The 17,466-nt window shown below is 75.0% G+C and carries 15 protein-coding genes; 8 read left to right on the top strand and 7 right to left on the bottom strand.

Features of this window, described 5'->3' with window-relative positions; all coding sequences use genetic code 11:
• Window positions 1-73 precede the first annotated feature (73 nt).
• The gene (locus tag QF032_RS08675) at window positions 74-919 is read right to left on the bottom strand and encodes a siderophore-interacting protein (RefSeq protein ID WP_307041308.1); all 846 of its coding nucleotides are present in this window, start codon (window positions 917-919) and stop codon (window positions 74-76) included.
• A 149-nt stretch (window positions 920-1,068) separates the two neighbouring features.
• The gene (locus QF032_RS08670; RefSeq protein WP_307041306.1) at window positions 1,069-2,010 is read right to left on the bottom strand and encodes a 5'-3' exonuclease; all 942 of its coding nucleotides are present in this window, start codon (window positions 2,008-2,010) and stop codon (window positions 1,069-1,071) included.
• 660 nt (window positions 2,011-2,670) lie between these two features.
• Between QF032_RS08670 and QF032_RS08665 the strand changes: the two genes are divergently transcribed.
• Both QF032_RS08665 and QF032_RS08660 read left to right on the top strand, forming a co-directional pair.
• Window positions 2,671-3,267 carry a helix-turn-helix domain-containing protein gene (locus tag QF032_RS08665; protein WP_306953807.1) on the top strand — a complete coding sequence of 199 codons (597 nt, stop codon included), beginning with the start codon at window positions 2,671-2,673 and terminating at the stop codon, window positions 3,265-3,267.
• On the top strand, window positions 3,267-3,983 hold the full coding sequence (locus QF032_RS08660; protein WP_307041304.1) for a helical backbone metal receptor: 717 nt from the start codon (window positions 3,267-3,269) through the stop codon (window positions 3,981-3,983). The genes QF032_RS08665 and QF032_RS08660 overlap by 1 nt, the downstream gene beginning before the upstream one ends.
• Here the strand turns inward: QF032_RS08660 and QF032_RS08655 are convergent.
• Complete coding sequence (locus tag QF032_RS08655; RefSeq protein ID WP_307041302.1) at window positions 3,895-5,061, bottom strand: TDT family transporter; 1,167 nt, start codon at window positions 5,059-5,061, stop codon at window positions 3,895-3,897. The genes QF032_RS08660 and QF032_RS08655 overlap by 89 nt on opposite strands.
• Before the next feature lie 70 nt (window positions 5,062-5,131).
• On the opposite strand from QF032_RS08655, the gene QF032_RS08650 reads away from it, so the two are divergent.
• Entirely contained in the window at window positions 5,132-6,091 is a 960-nt protein-coding gene (locus tag QF032_RS08650; RefSeq protein ID WP_307041300.1) for a LysR family transcriptional regulator, read from the top strand.
• 180 nt (window positions 6,092-6,271) lie between these two features.
• Here QF032_RS08650 and QF032_RS08645 read toward each other — a convergent pair whose 3' ends face one another.
• Entirely contained in the window at window positions 6,272-7,015 is a 744-nt protein-coding gene (locus QF032_RS08645) for a gamma-glutamyl-gamma-aminobutyrate hydrolase family protein (RefSeq protein ID WP_307055627.1), read from the bottom strand.
• A gap of 62 nt (window positions 7,016-7,077) precedes the next feature.
• On the bottom strand, window positions 7,078-7,812 hold the full coding sequence (locus tag QF032_RS08640) for a FadR/GntR family transcriptional regulator (RefSeq protein ID WP_307055625.1): 735 nt from the start codon (window positions 7,810-7,812) through the stop codon (window positions 7,078-7,080).
• A 105-nt stretch (window positions 7,813-7,917) separates the two neighbouring features.
• Between QF032_RS08640 and QF032_RS08635 the strand changes: the two genes are divergently transcribed.
• From QF032_RS08635 to QF032_RS08625, 3 genes are read left to right on the top strand one after another with little or no spacing between them, the layout of a single operon-like run.
• Window positions 7,918-9,288 carry a glutamine synthetase family protein gene (locus tag QF032_RS08635; protein ID WP_307041295.1) on the top strand — a complete coding sequence of 457 codons (1,371 nt, stop codon included), beginning with the start codon at window positions 7,918-7,920 and terminating at the stop codon, window positions 9,286-9,288.
• Window positions 9,289-9,299: 11 nt separating this feature from the next.
• On the top strand, window positions 9,300-10,703 hold the full coding sequence (locus QF032_RS08630; protein WP_307055623.1) for an aldehyde dehydrogenase family protein: 1,404 nt from the start codon (window positions 9,300-9,302) through the stop codon (window positions 10,701-10,703).
• 14 nt (window positions 10,704-10,717) lie between these two features.
• Window positions 10,718-11,500, top strand: coding sequence for a 3-oxoacyl-ACP reductase (locus tag QF032_RS08625; protein WP_307049987.1), 783 nt, complete (start codon window positions 10,718-10,720; stop codon window positions 11,498-11,500).
• Window positions 11,501-11,523: 23 nt separating this feature from the next.
• Here the strand turns inward: QF032_RS08625 and QF032_RS08620 are convergent, their stop codons facing one another.
• Window positions 11,524-12,726, bottom strand: a complete 1,203-nt coding sequence (locus tag QF032_RS08620) for an amino acid deaminase/aldolase (RefSeq protein ID WP_307041291.1) — start codon at window positions 12,724-12,726, stop codon at window positions 11,524-11,526.
• A 1,712-nt stretch (window positions 12,727-14,438) separates the two neighbouring features.
• Here QF032_RS08620 and QF032_RS08615 point away from each other — a divergent pair.
• Both QF032_RS08615 and mycP read left to right on the top strand, forming a co-directional pair.
• Window positions 14,439-15,242, top strand: a complete 804-nt coding sequence (locus QF032_RS08615; protein WP_307060189.1) for a hypothetical protein — start codon at window positions 14,439-14,441, stop codon at window positions 15,240-15,242.
• The gene (gene mycP, locus QF032_RS08610) at window positions 15,239-16,435 is read left to right on the top strand and encodes a type VII secretion-associated serine protease mycosin (protein WP_307041288.1); all 1,197 of its coding nucleotides are present in this window, start codon (window positions 15,239-15,241) and stop codon (window positions 16,433-16,435) included. Before QF032_RS08615 ends, mycP begins: the two co-directional genes overlap by 4 nt.
• Here mycP and QF032_RS08605 read toward each other — a convergent pair.
• Complete coding sequence (locus QF032_RS08605) at window positions 16,432-17,454, bottom strand: serine hydrolase (protein ID WP_307055621.1); 1,023 nt, start codon at window positions 17,452-17,454, stop codon at window positions 16,432-16,434. The genes mycP and QF032_RS08605 overlap by 4 nt on opposite strands.
• Window positions 17,455-17,466: the final 12 nt, after the last annotated feature.

Below are 17,466 nucleotides of genomic sequence, written 5' to 3'. Positions count from 1 at the left end.
GGTGTACGGCGGCCCGCTCCACAGGGCGGGCCGTCTTCCGCCGGCTTCATGCGGCCGGGCCGCTGCCGCCGGTTCACGCGGCCGGGCTCGCGCCCTCCTGCTCCGCCTCCACGCGCGCGTTCCACTCCCGCTTCGCGGCCTGCCAGCCGTCCTCGTTGTGGCCGAGCCGCCAGTAGCCGGAGATCGACAGGTCCTCCCGCGGGATCTGCGACTCGACGCGCAGCAGCCTGCGCAGCTCCTTCACGCCGGCCGCCTCGCCGTGCACGAACGCGTGCGGGCGGCCCGCGGGGAACTCCAGAGCCCGCACGGCCTCGACGAGTTTCTCGCCGACCGGCCGCTCACCGCGGTGCAGCCAGACGACCTCGACGTCGGAGTCGATCTTCTGCTCCTCCTCGGGGCCGGTCACCTCGATGAAGGCGTGGGCGACGGCGCCGGCGGGCAGCGACTCCAGGGCGGCGGCGATGGCGGGCAGGGCGCTCTCGTCGCCGGCCAGCAGATGCCAGTCGGCGGAGGTGTCGGGGGCGTACGCGCCGCCCGGGCCGAGGAAACGGACGGTCTCGCCCGGCTGGACGCGCGCGGCCCACGGCCCCGCCAGGCCCTCGTCGCCGTGGATGACGAAGTCGAGGGTCAGCTCCCGGTGTTCGGCGTCCCAGTGGCGCACCGTGTACGTCCGGGTCACGGGCCACTGGTCGCGGGGGAACTCGGCCCGGATGCGCTCCAGGTCGAAGGGCTCCGGATAGGAGACGCCCTCGGGACCGAAGAGGAGTTTGACGTAGTGGTCGGTGCAGTCTCCCGTGGAGAACTCCGCGAGACCCTCGCCGCCGAGCACGACGCGCTGCATGTGCGGGGTGAGCCGTTCGGTGCGGACGACCTGCGCGGAGTGGGGCTTGCGCGGCTTCCGTGCCGGACGTTCTGCCATGACGGCCTCCCAGTCATCCTTGCTTAGGTATACCTAAGTTAGCATCTCTCCCTGGGCGACGCCCTCAGGTCCGGGGTCCGGTTCGCCCCTTCTCCCGAAGACGGCCGGTTCCGTCCGTCAGGCCGTTCCCCGATGCCGGACCCGACGCCCTACGCGCGCCGTGCGCCCAGCGTCGTCAGCAGCCGCTGCAGCGACCCGCCGAGACCCCAGCGCGCCGCCAGCGCCTCCAGCGTCTCCCCGTCCCGCGGTGCGTCGGGGAGGGCGGTGGTCACCTCGGGCAGCGGCACGTCGTCGGCGACCTTGACCACCTTGGGCGCGACGGCGACGTACGGCCGCGACTCGTCCAACCGCCTGCGCTGCGACGGCGTCAGCTTCGCCTTCGGGTCGTCGACCGCCGCCATGATCCCGGCCAGATCGCCGAACTCCGCCAGCAGCTTGGCCGCGGTCTTCTCCCCGATGCCCGGCACGCCCGGCAGTCCGTCGCTCGGGTCGCCGCGCAGCAGCGCCAGATCCGCGTACCCGCGCCCGTCGACCCCGTACTTCTCGCGCAGCCACGCCTCGTCCGTCAACTGCAGCGAGCCGACGCCCTTCAGCGGGTACAGGACCCGCACCCCGCGTGCGTCGTCCACGAGTTGGTAGAGGTCGCGGTCGCCGGTGACGATGTCGACCGGGCCCTCAGCCCGCCCGGTGAACGTGCCGATCACGTCGTCCGCCTCGTACCCGGCGACGCCCACGCGCGCGATGCCGAGCGCGTCCAGGACCGCCTCGATGATCGGCACCTGGGGCGAGAGGGTGTCCGGCACCTCCTCCTCGTCCGGCCCGCTCTCGCGCTCCTCGGCCACGCGGTGCGCCTTGTAGGAGGGGATGAGGTCGACCCGCCACTGGGGGCGCCAGTCGGCGTCCATGCAGGCCACCAGGTCGTCCGGCCGGTGGTCCTTCACCAGCCGGTCGATGAACTCCAGCAGTCCGCGCACCGCGTTCACGGGGGTGCCGTCCGGCGCCCGCACGGAGTCCGGGACGCCGAAGTAGGCGCGGAAGTACAGCGAGGCGGTGTCGAGAAGCATCAGTCGTCCGGTCACGCCACGCATCATGCCGCACGGACGTCCCGCCGACCGCCGACGATCACGGCGGACGTCGTGCCGGGCCGGTCGCTGGCCGGCCCGCGCGTCTACGGGCTGTCCGTCGCCGCCGTCCGGGGGCCTTCGCCTCGGAGCGGGACGCGGTGCGCACCTGGCCGACGGGGAACCCCGGCCCGGCGACACGGGTACCGGCGGCCGGTCCGGGCAGGAGAGCCGGGCGGCGCGGTGACCTGACAGCACCGCGACCGCTCGCGAGGGGCGGGCCCGCCGTACGGCCTTCACGGCGGTCGGCGGGGCCCGGCCCTCGTGTCGTGTTCGTGTCGTGGTCGCGGCGCGGTGGAGGCGCGGGTCGGGGCCGTCCACAGCCTGGATCCGGCCAACCACAGAGCGCTACGCTCAGCCCCGGACCGGCTCTGCCCGAGGCCGAGGACGAGCGGGAACACGGGCGGCCGTCCGCGCATTGAACCGGTAGACCGCCGGGCGGGCCTCCCGCCGGGGTCTCTGCGGTACCCGTCGGCTGGCGTGAACTGTGAGGTCGGATGTCACGCCGGGTGCCGTCGATGTGACAGGCCCGTGAAACGGTTTGCCGAACATGCGTAGGGTGCAGAGAACTCATCAGAGGACGTGTCCGAGGACACACGGAGCCGACGAGCGAAGGAGGGAGCCGGAGCGATGGGCGACCACAAAGAACAGCCCCTGCGGGTCGGCGCGGCCGTGCGCCGCCGCCGCCGCTCCCTGCAGCTCACCCTCGCCGTCGTGGCCGAGCGCAGCGGCCTCTCCGTCCCGTTCCTGAGCCAGATCGAGAACGACCGGGCGCGGCCCAGCACCAGCTCCCTGGAGAAGGTCGCCGACGCCCTGCGCACCACCGCCGTGGAACTCCTCGCCGCCGCCGACCCGGCGTGCAGCGTCGACGTCGTCCGCGCCGAGATCGCCGAGCCGGGCGCGGGCGCCGGGCGGGAGCCGGAGCCGCGCTCGCGGTCCCTGGTCCGCGGGCACCACCAGATGCACGCCTCCGAGTTCACCGGCGACCATGACGCGGGCCGCGAGTTCCAGCACCGCAACGACCAGCTGTTGTACGTCGCCGACGGCGCGGTGGAGATCGAGGCGGAGGGGCGCGCCTACCGGCTGGGCCGCGGTGACACCCTGTATCTCACCGGCGGGGTCCGCCACCGCTGGCGGGCGACCGTGCCGGACACCCGGGTGGTCGTCGTCGCGGTGGCCGAGCACATCGAGGCGGTACGCGACCGGGACCGGGGCCGGAAACGGTAGTGCGGGTCGTCTCGCTGGTGCCGTCGCTCACCGAGGCGGTGGCCGTTTCCGCGCCCGGAGTCCTGGTCGGCGCCACGGACTGGTGCTCCCACCCGGCCGGCCTGGACGTCGCCCGGATCGGCGGCACCAAGAACCCCGACGTGGGACGCGTCGTCGCGCTCGCCCCCGACCTCGTGATCGCCAACGAGGAGGAGAACCGCGGGCCGGACCTCGCGGCGCTGCGCGCGGCGGGTCTCGAGGTCCTGGTGACGGAGGTCCGCGACGTCGCGCAGGCCTTCCGGGAGCTCTCGCGGGTGCTACGGGCGTGCGGCGGACCCGCGCGACCGGAATGGCTCGCCGAGGCGGAGGAGGCGTGGGCGGCGCCCGGGCCGCTCGCCCGCCGGACGGCCGTCGTGCCGGTCTGGCGACGGCCGTGGATGGTCCTGGGCCGCGAGACCTTCGCCGGGGACGTGCTGGCCCGCCTGGGCGTCCACCAGCTGTACTCCGGGCACCCCGAGCGCTACCCGCGGATGGCCCTCGAGGACCTGCTCGCCGCCCGCCCGGACCTGGTCGTCCTGCCGGACGAGCCCTACCGCTTCACCGCCGACGACGGCCCGGAGGCCTTTCCCGGCCTGCCCTGCGCGCTGCTCAGCGGACGGCACCTGACGTGGTACGGGCCGTCACTGGCCGAGGCTCCGCGGGTGCTGGGCGGGGCGCTGCGAGCAGCTCTCCGCTGAGCAGCCGGCGGACGGTGTGCGCCGCGGCCACACCCCAGGCGGCCACCAGGGCGACGTACAGCGCGCAGGCGAGCAGGCCGTAGACGACGAGCCCGGTGTGCCGGGCCAGCGCCGCGGCCCCGGTCACACAGGTGCCGACCGGGAAGGTGAACGCCCACCACGTCATCGCGAAGCCCATCCCGTGCCGGCGGGCGCGCACCACGTGCGCGGCGGCCAGGCAGAGCCAGAGCAGCGCGAACCCCATGACGGGCACCCCGTACAGCACGGCGAACACGGCGAGACCGCGGCCTTCCGGGCCGGGCAGGATCCCCGGAGCGATCTCCGCGAACCGTCCGGCGGCAGTGGTGGACTGCCCGAGCGGGCCGAGGACCAGGAACAGGGTCGGCGTCAGGACGAGCGGCAGCGGTCCGCCGGTCACCAGCCGCGCGAACACCAGCGGCAGCATGACGAAGGTGGCGAGCAGACTCAGTCCGAACAGCGCGACGCATGCGAGCAGCAGGGTCTCCCGGGGCTGCCCGGCCGGCAGGTGCGGCGCCAGCGACGGGCCCACCGCGGCGGACACCATGGGCGCGACCAGCGGCAGCAACCACACCGGCGTGGCCCGGGAGGCCTCCACCCGGTGACGTACGGCCATCAGATACGGGACGGCGACGGCGGCCCCGAGCCCGACCGCCGTGCCCACGGTGAAGAGCACGGCGTCGAGGACCACCGCGGCCGGGGTGCCGATCCAGTCCCGGCCGACGGAGAGCGCGCCGCCCCCGACGGCGAGCAGCGCCATCGCGAGGCAGCCGTAGAAGGGGGCCGTCGCCGGGTCGAGGAGATGGGCGCGGGCCTGGTCGCGGTGGTGGCGCCAGTGCAGCGCGCGGGCGGCGAGCAGGCCCAGCAGGAGCACCAGGGAGAGCGCCCAGAACGCCGCACACAGCGGCCGCAGCCCCGGCGGGCGGACGGGAAGCGCGACGCCCGCCGTGCCGAGGATCGCGGTGCCCATGACCGTGGCGTACCACTGCGGTCCGAGGTGACGGACGGCTCCGGCGCGCGGACGGGACAGGGCGAACAGAGGCTGGGCGGCGGTGACCATGACTCCACGGTCGCCCGGCCGGGCAGCCGCCACCAGGGACGATGACTCTATGGGGGCATAAACTGGGCTTATGGGGAGTGCGGCGGGTGCGCGGGACGCGCAGGAACGGGACACGCAGGAACAGTGGCCCGGCGGCGGGGGCTCGATCGCCCACCGCGTCCCGGACCTGGGCGCGTTGGAACTGCTGCTGGCGGTGGCCCGGCTGGGCAGCCTCGGCGCGGCCGCGCGCGAGCTGGGCATCACCCAGCCGGCCGCGAGCAGCCGGATCCGGTCCATGGAACGTCAGTTGGGCGTGGCCCTGGTGGACCGGTCGCCCCGCGGGTCCCGACTGACGGACGCGGGTGCGCTGGTGACGGACTGGGCGCGGCGGATCGTCGAGGCGGCGGAGGCCTTCGACGCGGGCGCGCAGGCGCTGCGCGACCGTCGCGACTCGCGGCTGCGGGTGGCGGCCAGCATGACCATCGCCGAGTATCTGCTGCCCGGCTGGCTGCTCGCGCTGCGCGCGGGCCGGCCGGACACCGCGGTCTCGCTGCTCGCCGGCAACTCGGCGGCCGTCGCCGAGCGGCTGCTGGCCGGGGAGGCGGATCTGGGCTTCGTGGAGGGCCTCACGCTTCCGCCCGGCCTGGACTCCGCCGTGATAGCCCACGACCGCCTCATCGTCGTCGTGGCACCCGCGCACCCGTGGGCCCGCCGTCGGCGCCCGCTGCCCGCCGCCGAACTGGCGACGACACCGCTGATCCTGCGGGAGAAGGGCTCCGGGACCCGTCAGGTGCTCGACACGGCCCTCGGAGGCCTGGCCCGCCCGCTGATCGAGCTCTCCTCGACGACGGCGGTCAAGGCGGCCGTGGTGAGCGGGGCGGGGCCGGCCGTCCTCTCCGAACTGGCGGTCGGCGAGGAACTGGCGCTGCGCCGGCTCGTCGGCATCCCCGTCGAGGGAGTCTCCCTGGCCCGGGACCTCAGGGCGGTCTGGCCGACGGGCCACCGTCCCACCGGCCCGGCCCGCGAACTGCTGTCCCTCACGCGAGGCTGACGGGCCCGGCGCCGGGACGTCCGCGTGCGAGACGTCCGGGTACGGGACGGCCGGGTGCGAGACGTCCGGGTACGGTACGGCCGCTTGGGAGACGTCGGTGGACGGGGCACACGCGTGGGACGCGCGGGCTTTCGCCGGACGTGGGGCCGGGCCGGGGCTGGTGGGCGTGGGCGGCGGGTCTCAGGCGGCGGAGCGGGACGCGGCTGTCACGAGGGCGTGCACGACCCGCACGTCCTCGCCCATCTCCGGATGCCACTGCACCCCGAGGACCCACCCGGCGGAGGGCAGTTCGACGGCCTCCACGGTGCCGTCGGCCGCGTGGGCCGACGGCACGAGGCCCGTGCCGAGGCGGTCCACCGCCTGGTGGTGGTAGGTCGGCACCAGGGCCTGCGCGTCGACGATCCCGCCGTACAGGCTGCCCGGCACCGGCTCGACCGGATGGCCGCCGAAGACGCCCTCGGCCTCGGCGTGCCCGTCGAGGTGCTGGACCAGCGTGCCGCCGAGCGCGACGTTCAGCAGCTGCATGCCCCGGCAGATGCCCAGCAGCGGGACGTCCGCCGTCAGCGCCGCCTCGATCAGGGCCAGCTCCCACGCGTCCCGCTCGGGAGCCGGCGGCCCGGTGCGGGGATCGCGCTCGGCGCCGTAGCGGGCCGGATCGACGTCCGGGCCGCCCGCGATGACCAGGCCGTCGAGGCGGGCCACGGCCGCCGCCGCGTGTTCGGGCGCGTCCGGCGGGAGCATCACGGCCAGCCCGCCGGCCCGCTGGACGAGCCTCGGATACGCCGCGGGCAACAGCGCCGCCTCCAGCTCCCACACCCTCCAGCGCGTGCCGGGCTCCAGATACGTGCTGACGCCGATCAACGGCCTGCCGCCCGGCCCGCCCGTCCTCTGAGGCGCCTTCGCGCCGTGATCCGTCACCGTCATACGTCCTCCCGGCCGACCTTCAATGGACATCGCTCGAACCTTTGCTCGCCGTCCGGCACGCTTCAGGTCAGGAAGCCCCTGAGCAGGGCCGCCGTGCCCGCGCAGTGCTCCCGCATGATCTCCCGCGCGCCGTCCGCGTCTCCGTCCAGCACCGCCTCCACCAGCGCGGTGTGCTGCCGTTGAGAGTGTTCCAGGTTGCGCACGAGCAGCGGGATGCAGTCGAGCAGGTCGTTCACCGTGGCCCGCACGGCCGCGTACTGCGCCGTCAGCGAGGGTGAGCCGCACAGCTCGGCGAGGGTCAGATGGAGCATCGTGTCGCGTCGACGGTAGTCGGCCGGCGGAGCGTTCCCGGTGGCGGCGAGGGCCTCGCGCAGCCGGCTCCCCTGCTCGTCCGTCAGACCGTGCGACGCGCACAGGCCCGCCGCGCCCGACTCCAGCACCTCGCGGAACCGCAGTACGTCCTCGACGTCGGTCTTCGCGATCCGCCGCCGCAGCTCGTCCTCGCCGCCGGCGTGCGCGCGCGGCAGCACGAACGTTCCGCCGTACCGGCCCCGACGGGACTCGACCAGCCCCTGGTCCTGGAGGACCTTCAGCACCTCGCGCAGCGTCACCCGGCTGATCCCGAGCCGTTGCGCCAGCTCCCGCTCGGCCGGCAGCCGTTCGCCCCCCGGCACCAGACCCAGTCGTACGACCTGCAGGATCTGCTCCAGCGCCTCCTCGAAGCCGTTTCCGGCCCGCACCGGCCGCAGCACCGGCGTCAGCCGGTCGTCCGGTCCGCCGTCAGCGTCCACCGACATCAGGCCGCGCCCCCTTCCCAAGCAATGGTTCTGAGCAATACCTTATGGCTCCCGGCCCGCCCGAAGAAGACGAGGGAGCCGGGGAAGCCGAAGGAGGCCCTTCCCGTGGCAGACCGCACACCCCCGCTCGGCGTCGAGGAGCTGCGCGCCCTCGTGGCGAGCGGTGAGATCGACACCGTCGTCCTCGCCTTCCCCGACATGCAGGGGCGGCTCCAGGGCAAACGGTTCGCCGCCGGATTCTTCCTCGACGAGGTGCTCCGGCACGGCACCGAGGGCTGCAACTACCTCCTCGCCGTCGACACGGAGATGAACACCGTCGACGGCTACGCCATGTCCTCCTGGGAGCGCGGCTACGGCGACTTCGCGATGCATCCCGACCTCGCCACCCTGCGCCGGGTGCCCTGGAACGCCGGCACCGCGATGCTGGTCGCCGACCTCGCCTGGAACGACGGCTCGCCGGTGGTCGCCGCCCCGCGCCAGATCCTGCGCCGCCAGCTGGAGCGCCTCGCCGAGCACGGCTTCACCGCCCAGGTCGGCACCGAGCTGGAGTTCATCGTCTTCAAGGACAGCTACGAGGCCGCCTGGGACGCGAACTACCGCGGGCTCACCCCGGCCAACCAGTACAACATCGACTACTCGGTCCTCGGCACCGGCCGCATCGAGCCGCTGCTGCGCCGCATCCGCAACGAGATGGCCGGCGCCGGCCTCACCGTCGAGTCCGCCAAGGGCGAGTGCAACCCCGGCCAGCACGAGATCGCGTTCCGCTACGACGAGGCCCTGATCACCTGCGACCAGCACGCGATCTACAAGACCGGCGCCAAGGAGATCGCCGCCCAGGAAGGCGTCTCCCTCACCTTCATGGCCAAGTACAACGAGCGCGAGGGCAACTCCTGCCACATCCACCTCTCGCTCACCGACGCGGACGGCGTGAACGTGATGGCCGGCACGGCCGACGACCCGGACGGCATGTCCGAGGTCATGCGGCACTTCCTCGCCGGACAGCTCGCCGCCCTGCGCGACTTCTCCCTCCTCTACGCCCCCAACATCAACTCCTACAAGCGGTTCCAGCCGGGCTCCTTCGCCCCGACCGCCGTCGCCTGGGGGCATGACAACCGCACCTGCGCGCTGCGCGTCGTCGGCCACGGCCGCTCGACCCGCTTCGAGAACCGCCTCCCCGGCGGCGACGTCAACCCGCATCTCGCCGTCGCCGGTCTGGTCGCGGCCGGACTGTACGGCATCGAGCACAAGCTGGAGCTGCCCGAGGCCTGCGCCGGCAACGCCTACGCCGGCGACTACGCGCACGTCCCCACCACGCTCCGTGAGGCCGCCGAGCTCTGGTCGGCCAGCCCGATCGCGCTGGCCGCCTTCGGCGAGGAGGTCGTCGCCCACTACCGCAACATGGCACGCGTCGAGCTCGAGGCCTTCGACGCCGCCGTCACCGACTGGGAGCTGCGCCGCTCCTTCGAACGTCTGTGAAAGGTCCCGCCTTGTCCCACCCGCACGAGCAGTCCCCGCACCGGCACTCCCCGCACGAGCTGACCGTCCTCAACCCGGCCACCGAGGAGGTCGTCGCCGTCGTCCCGGCCGCCGACGCTGCCGACGTGGACCGCGCGGTCGCCCGGGCCCGCGCCGCGCAGACCGCCTGGGCCGCGGCGGCCCCCGCCGACCGCGCACGCCTGCTGCGCCGCTTCGCCGACGTGGTCGACGCGCACGTCGAGGAACTGGCGCTGCTCGAGGTCCGCGAGGCCGGCCACCTCCTCGGCAACGCCCGCTGGGAGGCCGGCAACGCCCGCGACCTGCTGCTCTACGCGGCGGGCGGCGTCGAACGGCTCCTGGGCAGCCAGATCCCGGTGGCCGGCGGCTGGAACGTCACCTTCCACGAGCCGCTCGGCGTGGTCGGCGTGATCGCCCCGTGGAACTTCCCCATGCCGATCGCCGCCTGGGGCGCGTTCCCGGCCCTCGCGGCGGGCAACGCGGTCGTCCTCAAGCCCGCCGAGACCACCCCGCTCACCGCCCTGCGGCTGGCCGAACTCGCCCTGGAGGCAGGCCTGCCCGAGCATCTCTTCCAGGTGCTGCCGGGCCACGGCGCGGTCGCCGGCCGGGCGCTCGTCGACCACCCCGACGTCGCGAAGATCGTGTTCACCGGCTCCACCCGCACCGGCCGCGAGGTCATGGAACGCTGCGCCCGGCAGGTCAAGCCGGTCACCCTGGAACTCGGCGGCAAGAGCCCGAACATCGTGTTCGCCGACGCCGACCTGAAGACCGCCGTCGACCCGTACTCCTTCCTCGACAACTCCGGCCAGGACTGCTGCGCCCGCACCCGGATCCTCGTCCAGGAGTCGGTGTACGACGAGGTCGCCGACCACCTGGCACGGGAACTGGCCGCGGTGGTGGTCGGCGACCCGGCCGACGAGGCGACCCGGATGGGGCCGCTGATCTCCCGTCAGCAGGTGGACCGCGTACGGTCGTTCGTGCCGGACGACGCGCAGGCGCTGCGCGGCAGCGCCCCCGAAGGCCCCGGGTTCTGGTTCCCGCCGACCGTGCTCACCGGCGAACGGCCCGACTCCGCGGCCGCCCGCGAGGAGATCTTCGGACCCGTCGCCGTGCTGCTCCCCTTCACCGACGAGGCGGACGCGGTCCGGCTCGCCAACGACACCCCCTACGGCCTCTCCGGCTCCGTCTGGACCCGGGACGTCGGCCGCGCGCTGCGCGTCTCGCGGGCCGTGCGCGCCGGGAACCTGTCCGTCAACTCCCACTCCAGCGTCCGCTACTGGACCCCGTTCGGCGGCTACAAGCAGTCCGGCGTCGGCCGTGAGCTGGGCCCGGACGCCCTGACCGCCTTCACCGAAACCAAGAACGTCTTCATCAGCACGGAGGGCCCCGCACAGTGACGTCATCCACCCCCCTGCCCGACGAGAACATCTGCCGCCGCCTGGTCGGGCGCACGGCCGTCGTCACCGGCGCCGGCAGCGGCATCGGCCTCGCCGCCGCGCGCCGGCTCGCCTCCGAGGGCGCGCACGTCGTCTGCGGCGACGTCGACGAGACCCGCGGCAAGGCGGCCGCCGAGGAGGTCGGCGGGATCTTCGTGAAGGTCGACGTCACCGACCCCGAGCAGGTCGAGGCGCTGTTCCAGGCGGCCTACGACACCTACGGCAGCGTGGACGTCGCCTTCAACAACGCGGGCATCTCCCCGCCCGACGACGACTCGATCCTGGAGACCGGCCTGGAGGCCTGGAGGCGCGTCCAGGAGGTCAACCTGACCTCCGTCTACCTGTGCTGCAAGGCCGCCATCCCCTACATGCGCCGGCAGGGCCGCGGTTCCATCATCAACACGGCGTCCTTCGTGGCGCGGATGGGCGCGGCGACCTCGCAGATCTCGTACACGGCGTCCAAGGGCGGCGTCCTCGCCATGTCCCGCGAACTCGGCGTGCAGTTCGCCCGGGAGGGCATCCGCGTGAACGCCCTGTGCCCCGGGCCGGTCAACACCCCGCTGCTGCAGGAGCTGTTCGCCAAGGATCCCGAGCGGGCCGCCCGCCGCCTCGTCCACATCCCCGTCGGCCGGTTCGCCGAGGCCGACGAGATCGCCGCCGCCGTCGCCTTCCTGGCCAGCGACGACTCCTCGTTCGTCAACGCCACCGACTTCCTGGTCGACGGCGGGATCTCCGGGGCGTACGTGACCCCGCTGTAGAACCCGGCGGCCCGGGGCGGCGGTCAGAGGAAGGTGTGACCCTCGCCCCGGTAGGTCGGCACGGTCGCCGTCACGGCGTCCCCCTCGACGAGATGCAGCACCTCGAACCGTTCGCACAGCTCGCCGGCCTTCGCGTGCCGGAACCACACCTTGTCGCCGATCAGCAGATCGTCGGCCGGGGAGCCGAGCAGCGGCGTCTGCACCTCGCCGGGGCCCTCCTGGGGGTCGTAACGCAGGCCCTCGGGGAGGTAGGGCGCCGGAAGCCGGTCGGGCCCGGCCGCACCGGAGGCCGGGTAGCCGCCGCCGAGGACCGTCACCACCCCGACGCCGGGCCGGCGCACGACGGGCATGGCGAACAGCGCGGCCGGACGCCCGCTGAACGACGTGTAGTTGTCGAAGAGCCGCGGCACGTACAGCCCGGACCCGGCCGCGATCTCCGTGACCGCGTCCTCCGCGGCGGTGTGCTGCACACTGCCGGTGCCGCCGCCGTTGACGTACTCCAGGTCCGGCACGACGGCCCGTACCGCGCGCACCACGGCCGCGCGCCGCTCGGCGAGCTCCCGGCGGGCGGTGGCCTGCATCAGCCGGATCGCCCGGGACCGCAGGGGCCGTCCGGCGACGGCGTCGCCGACCCCGGCGATGTGCCCCTCGTACGCCATGATCCCCACCAGCCTGAAGCCGGGCCGCCGGGCCACCGCCCGTGCCACGTCGGCGACCTGGGCGGGGGAGTGCAGCGGCGAGCGCAGCGCGCCGACCCGGAACCGGCCGCCGAGCAGCTTCAGCGAGGTGTCCAACTCCAGGCAGACGCGGATGACTTCGGTGCCCCCGGCCCGCGCCGCGTCGATGAGGTCGAGCTGCGCGACGTCGTCGACCATGACGGTGACGGCGGCGGCGAGCTTGGGATCGGCGGCCAGCTCGGCGTAGGCGCCGCGGTCGGCCGACGGATACGCGAGGAGGACGTCCTCGAAACCCGAGCGGGCCAGCCACAGCGACTCGGCGAGGGTGAACGACATGATCCCCGCGAAGCCGTCCTTGGCCAGGACGCGTTCCAGCAGCGTCCGGCAGCGCACGGACTTGCTCGCGACCCGGATCGGCTTGCCGCCGGCCCGGCGGACCAAATCCTCGGCGTTCGCGTCGAAGGCGTCCAGGTCCACAAGGGCGAGCGGGGCGTCGAGATGGGCGGTGGCCCGGTCGTAACGGGCCCGGTCGGCGGCGCGCGCAGTCATGAAGGAAGCCTGCCAGACAGGATTACCGCAGGGTAGGGGGACGTTCCGGGCTAAAGCCCCGGGCGCCTCGGACTGGTTCCCGTTCGACCGGCGACAAGCCGTAGAGTGACGCGCACGTACGGAGGACGGCTCCGGCCGGACAGCCGCGTCGGGATGCCGGTCCGCTCGCGCGGGTATGCCTGCCCGCGACGGACGACCGGGTCGCCCGGGTGCGAACCGACGGCCCGCATACGAGAACGACGGCCCGGGGACGAGGAAACGGGGGGTGCATGAGCACGGAAGCACGCCGCGCCTCGGTCCCCCCGCACCCGGACGTGCCTCCCCACCCCGGCGTCCCGCCGCGCCCGAGCGCCCCGCCCCGCCCGGCCCGGCCGCCCGCCCCCGTCCAGGAGGACGCCCCCGACGCGGCGGCCACGGCGACCGCCCGCGCGAGGACCGCCCGTCCCACCGGCCCCGGCCGGCCGGCGCAGGAGCCCCCGCACCGCCCGGCACCCGACCGTGCGGAACGCGAAGCCGCGCCCCGCGCGACGCCCGACCAGGCCGGACGTCAGCAGTCCACGCGCCGGGCGGCGTCCGCCCCCGGAGCGCCGGCGCCGGCCGCCCAGGACACCGGCACGGCCGAGGACGGCGGCGTGACCGCCTCGGCGGACACGGCTCCCCCCAGCCCCCGCACCGCCCCCCGCTTCACCACCCTGCGGGCCCAGTACACGGACGCCATGACCCCGCCCCCGCCCCCCGCGTCGGCCCGCTTCCCGGACACCCCGCCCCCGCCGAGCCGTCCCGCGCAGCCCCCACGGGGCGACGACACCGCGGGACCCGCCCCGGCCGACGAGCGTCCGCCCGCCGTCCCGCGTCCCGCCCCGCCGCACGACTTCCGTCGCGCCCCCCGCCCGGCGAGGCCCGCGCCCCGCCCCGAGGACGGCCCGGACAGCACCGACGCGGCAGTCTCGCGTCCCTTCACCACGGGCTTCTTCCGCCCCTCCGCCCCGGCCCCCCGCCCCGCGCACCCGGACACTCCCGGTCCCGCGGCCGCCGAGCCCCCGAGGCCCACGGCCGGTGGGACCCGGCCCCCCACGGCCGGTGAACCCCCGCGTTCCCCGGCCGCCGAGACCGCGCCTTGCGCCCCCGTCGACCGTCCGGAAGCGGACAGCCCGTCGTCCCGTCCGGACGGCGGCGGCCCCACCGCCCGCACGGGACCGTTCCGCGCCTTCGACCCGGCCCCTCGGCCCACCCGGCCGGACAGCTCCCGGACCACCCCGCCGGCCCCCACGCGCCCGGCCGACCCCGCCGGCCCGCGCGCCTCGGACCGGCAGGGTCCGCGGCCCGCCCCCGCCGACCGGGACGACCCGCGTCCCGCAGGACCCGAGGGCACCCGTTCCGCCGCCGGTGCCGGGGGTGGGTACACGCCCGACCGCGCCTGGACGCCGTTGCCGCGTGACTGGGTGCCCGCGCCCGAGGCGTCCGGCACCGCCCCGCGCGGTGGCTTCCCGAGGGCCGCGCAGCCGGACGACGGACCGGCGTGGAGTCCCGCCGCGGCCCTGCGGCAACCCGACTTCGCCGTGCCGCCCCCGGCCGCGCCGCCCGCGCCCCCCGTGCCGGAGGCGCCGCGGCGGCCCGGGGCCGCCCCCGACGCGGTCGGCGGACCCGACCCGTCCCTCTCCTGGAGCGCTCCGATGGCCCCGGGCGGCGGCCCGGGCGCACGGCGGCCCGTGGTGACGTTCGGGCGGCCCGAGGGATACCGCGACACGCCCTGGATCCTCGGCCGACGGGGACGCACCGCCGCGGCCGCGGTCAGCGCCGTCCTCGGGCTCGGCCTCATCGGCGGTGCCCTGACCGGCAGTTGGCTCGTCGGCGGCTCGGGGGACGACGCCGATCGTGGTGCCTACGTCACCGCCGGCGGCCTGTGGCACAACGTGCCCGTCGACCAGTTGTTCCCGCCCACGGTGGACGGGCAGGGCGCCGGTCCCGGCGGCGCCGACCGCGCCTGGACGCGGATCGCCGTAGCCCCGGACGGCGGCTGCGCCGACGCCTTCGACCCGCTGCTGCTGAAGGTCCTCGCCCCGGTCGGCTGCGAGCGGCTGCTGCGGGCGACCTACACCGATGCCACCCAGAGCTATGTGACCACCGTCGGCCTGCTGTTCACCACGGCCGACGCACCCGCCATGCGCTCCCTCGACGCCCGCGTCACCAAGGAGGGCCTGGCGAAGCGGGCGGACCTGATGCCCCGTCCGTACGCCGCGAAGGGCACCGTGGCCGCCGCCTTCGGCGACCGGCAGCGCGCCGCGTGGACGATCTCCGTCCTGACGGACGCGCCGGTCGTCGTCTACGCCGTCTCCGGCTGGGCCGACGGCCGCACCGTGGACACCCCGCAGCCCGCGCCCGTGGCCACCGCGAGCGGCGCCACCACCGCCCCTGCCCAGGCGGGACTCGGCAACGAGGCGCAGGGCCTCGCCGACCGCGTCGAACGCGGCCTGCGCAAGACCGTCGTCACGCCGTCCTCGGAGCAGCCCTCATGAGCCGACGCACCACCGCCCGCCGGGCGGGACTCCTCAGCTGCCTTCTCGCCTGCTCCGTAGCGTTCCTGCCGGCCGCCCAGGCCCACGCCGACGGCATCCGCGCCCAGCAGTGGGCCCTGACCGCCCTGCACACCGATGAGGCCTGGCAGACCACCAAGGGCAAGGGCGTCACGGTCGCCGTCCTGGACACCGGAGTCGAGGCCGACCATCCCGACCTCGCCGGCAACGTCCTCGCCGGCAAGGACCTGGTCGGCTTCGGCGCCGCGCCCGGCGACCGCGCCTGGGCCCGCCACGGCACCGCCATGGCCAGCATCATCGCCGGTCACGGGCACGGCTTCGGCGACGACGACGGCGTGCTCGGCATCGCGCCGGAGGCGAAGATCCTCCCCGTCCGTGTGATCCTCGAGGACGGCGACCCGCAGCGCGCCAAGGCCCGCAACACCCGTGGCAACGCCCTCGCCGAGGGCATCCGCTGGGCCGCCGACCAGGGCGCCGACGTCATCAACCTCTCCCTCGGCGACGACTCCGCCTCCGCGCATCCCGAACCCGCCGAGGACGAGGCCGTCCAGTACGCGCTGAAGAAGGGCTCGGTCGTCGTCGCCTCGGCCGGCAACGGCGGCGAGAAGGGCGACCACATCTCGTACCCGGCCGCCTACCCGGGCGTCATCGCCGCGACCGCGGTCGACCGCTACGGCACCCGCGCGTCGTTCTCCACCCGCCGCTGGTACGCCACCGTCAGCGCGCCCGGCGTCGACGTCGTCATCGCCGACCCGGACCACAAGTACTACCAGGGCTGGGGGACCAGCGCGGCCTCCGCGTTCGTCTCGGGGGCGGTGGCGCTGGTCAAGGCCGCCCACCCCGGTCTGACCCCGGCGCAGATCAAGAAGCTCCTGGAGGACACCGCCCGCAACGCCCCGAACGGCGGCCGCGACGACTCCCGCGGCTACGGCTTCATCGACCCGGCCGCCGCGATCAGGACCGCCGGCCGCCTCAAGCCCGAGGGCCTGCAGTCCGCGGCCTACGGCGAGCGGTACTTCGGCTCCGGGCCGGACGAGCCGAAGAAGGACGACGCCACGTCGAGCTGGGCCGGGCTGCTCGCGGGCGGCGCCGGAGGCGTGCTGCTGGTGACGGCGGTCCTGCTGTGGCGCGGCCGCCGCGAACGCGACCCGCACGAGCCGTACGAGGCCCTCTAGCCGGACACGGCCGACGCCGAACCCGTCGTCGGCGCCGACGGCCCGGACGTCGAGCCCGCGGCGTCGCCGCCGCCCGCGACGACCGCCACAGCCGTCCTCGCCACCGTCTCCACCAGGGAGATCCCCGCGGCCTGCGTCGCGTTGCCGTTCGACAGCACGGACACCAGGTAGTCGCGGCCACCGGCGGTCACCCGCCCGATGCTGTCGACGTCCCACAGGCCGGTCGTGCTGCGGGGCAGCCAGCCGTTCTTCAGCGCCCACGAGGAGCCCTCGGCCGCGGCCGAGACGCCCCACCGCTGGCCCACGGCGATCCGCCCCATCAGGCCCTGCAGATACGTCCGCGACGCCTCGCTCAGTTCCGACGTGTCGCCGAACACCTGCTGCAGCAGCGTGAGTTGGTCGGTGGCCGTGGTCTGGGTCAGTCCCCACAGCATGCCCTCGCCGCCCGCGGTGTCCGTCATCCCGAACCGCTCGTTCGCCGCGTCGAGCCCCGCGGCCTTCCCGATGGTCCGCCACAGTGCCGACGCCGAGTCGTTGTCGCTGTTCTCGATCATCGCGGCGGCGTACGCCTTCTCGGCCGCCGTGAGGTGACGGCCCGCGTCCTGCGCCTCCAGCAGCAGAGCCGCCAGGATGTCCACCTTCACGATGCTCGCCGTGTCGAAGGCGCCCTCGCCGTACGCGGCGGCGGCTCCGGAATCCACGGCGAGCACCGCCACGGACACGGCGGCCCCGCCCGGCACGGTCACCGACTCCATCGCGGACGCCAGCAGCGCGTCGTAGTCCTCCTGCGGCACCGCCACGGCCCCCTCCCCGCTGCCCGATCCGGACGCCGGGACGGACGGCGTCGTCGCAGTGGACGACGATACGGCTCCCGAGCGTGGGTGCGCCTGCGTCTTCACATAGACGGTCCCGCCCGCCGTCGCCCCGAGGACGGCCGCCACGGCGAGCGCGACCGGGAGGAACGGACGGCGCCGGGAGGGGCGAGCGCGACGACGGCGGCGTGCTCCGCAGGAGTCCATGCCCGCGATGCT

Source organism: Streptomyces achromogenes (assembly GCF_030816715.1).
Classification (GTDB): Bacteria; Actinomycetota; Actinomycetes; order Streptomycetales; family Streptomycetaceae; genus Streptomyces; species Streptomyces achromogenes_A.
Note: the sequence above shows the minus strand (reverse complement) of the source record. Positions and strands in the feature narration are given on the sequence as shown.

What these genes read in the sequence shown, in the direction of transcription:
- QF032_RS08620 (WP_307041291.1), bottom strand. Translation starts at nt 12,726, where the DNA reads ATGACTGCGCGCGCCGCCGACCGGGCCCGTTACGACCGGGCCACCGCC.
- QF032_RS08650 (WP_307041300.1), top strand. Translation starts at nt 5,132, where the DNA reads ATGGGGAGTGCGGCGGGTGCGCGGGACGCGCAGGAACGGGACACGCAG.
- QF032_RS08665 (WP_306953807.1), top strand. Translation starts at nt 2,671, where the DNA reads ATGGGCGACCACAAAGAACAGCCCCTGCGGGTCGGCGCGGCCGTGCGC.
- QF032_RS08675 (WP_307041308.1), bottom strand. Translation starts at nt 919, where the DNA reads ATGGCAGAACGTCCGGCACGGAAGCCGCGCAAGCCCCACTCCGCGCAG.
- QF032_RS08655 (WP_307041302.1), bottom strand. Translation starts at nt 5,061, where the DNA reads ATGGTCACCGCCGCCCAGCCTCTGTTCGCCCTGTCCCGTCCGCGCGCC.
- QF032_RS08640 (WP_307055625.1), bottom strand. Translation starts at nt 7,812, where the DNA reads ATGTCGGTGGACGCTGACGGCGGACCGGACGACCGGCTGACGCCGGTG.
- QF032_RS08645 (WP_307055627.1), bottom strand. Translation starts at nt 7,015, where the DNA reads ATGACGGTGACGGATCACGGCGCGAAGGCGCCTCAGAGGACGGGCGGG.
- mycP (WP_307041288.1), top strand. Translation starts at nt 15,239, where the DNA reads ATGAGCCGACGCACCACCGCCCGCCGGGCGGGACTCCTCAGCTGCCTT.
- QF032_RS08605 (WP_307055621.1), bottom strand. Translation starts at nt 17,454, where the DNA reads ATGGACTCCTGCGGAGCACGCCGCCGTCGTCGCGCTCGCCCCTCCCGG.
- QF032_RS08670 (WP_307041306.1), bottom strand. Translation starts at nt 2,010, where the DNA reads ATGATGCGTGGCGTGACCGGACGACTGATGCTTCTCGACACCGCCTCG.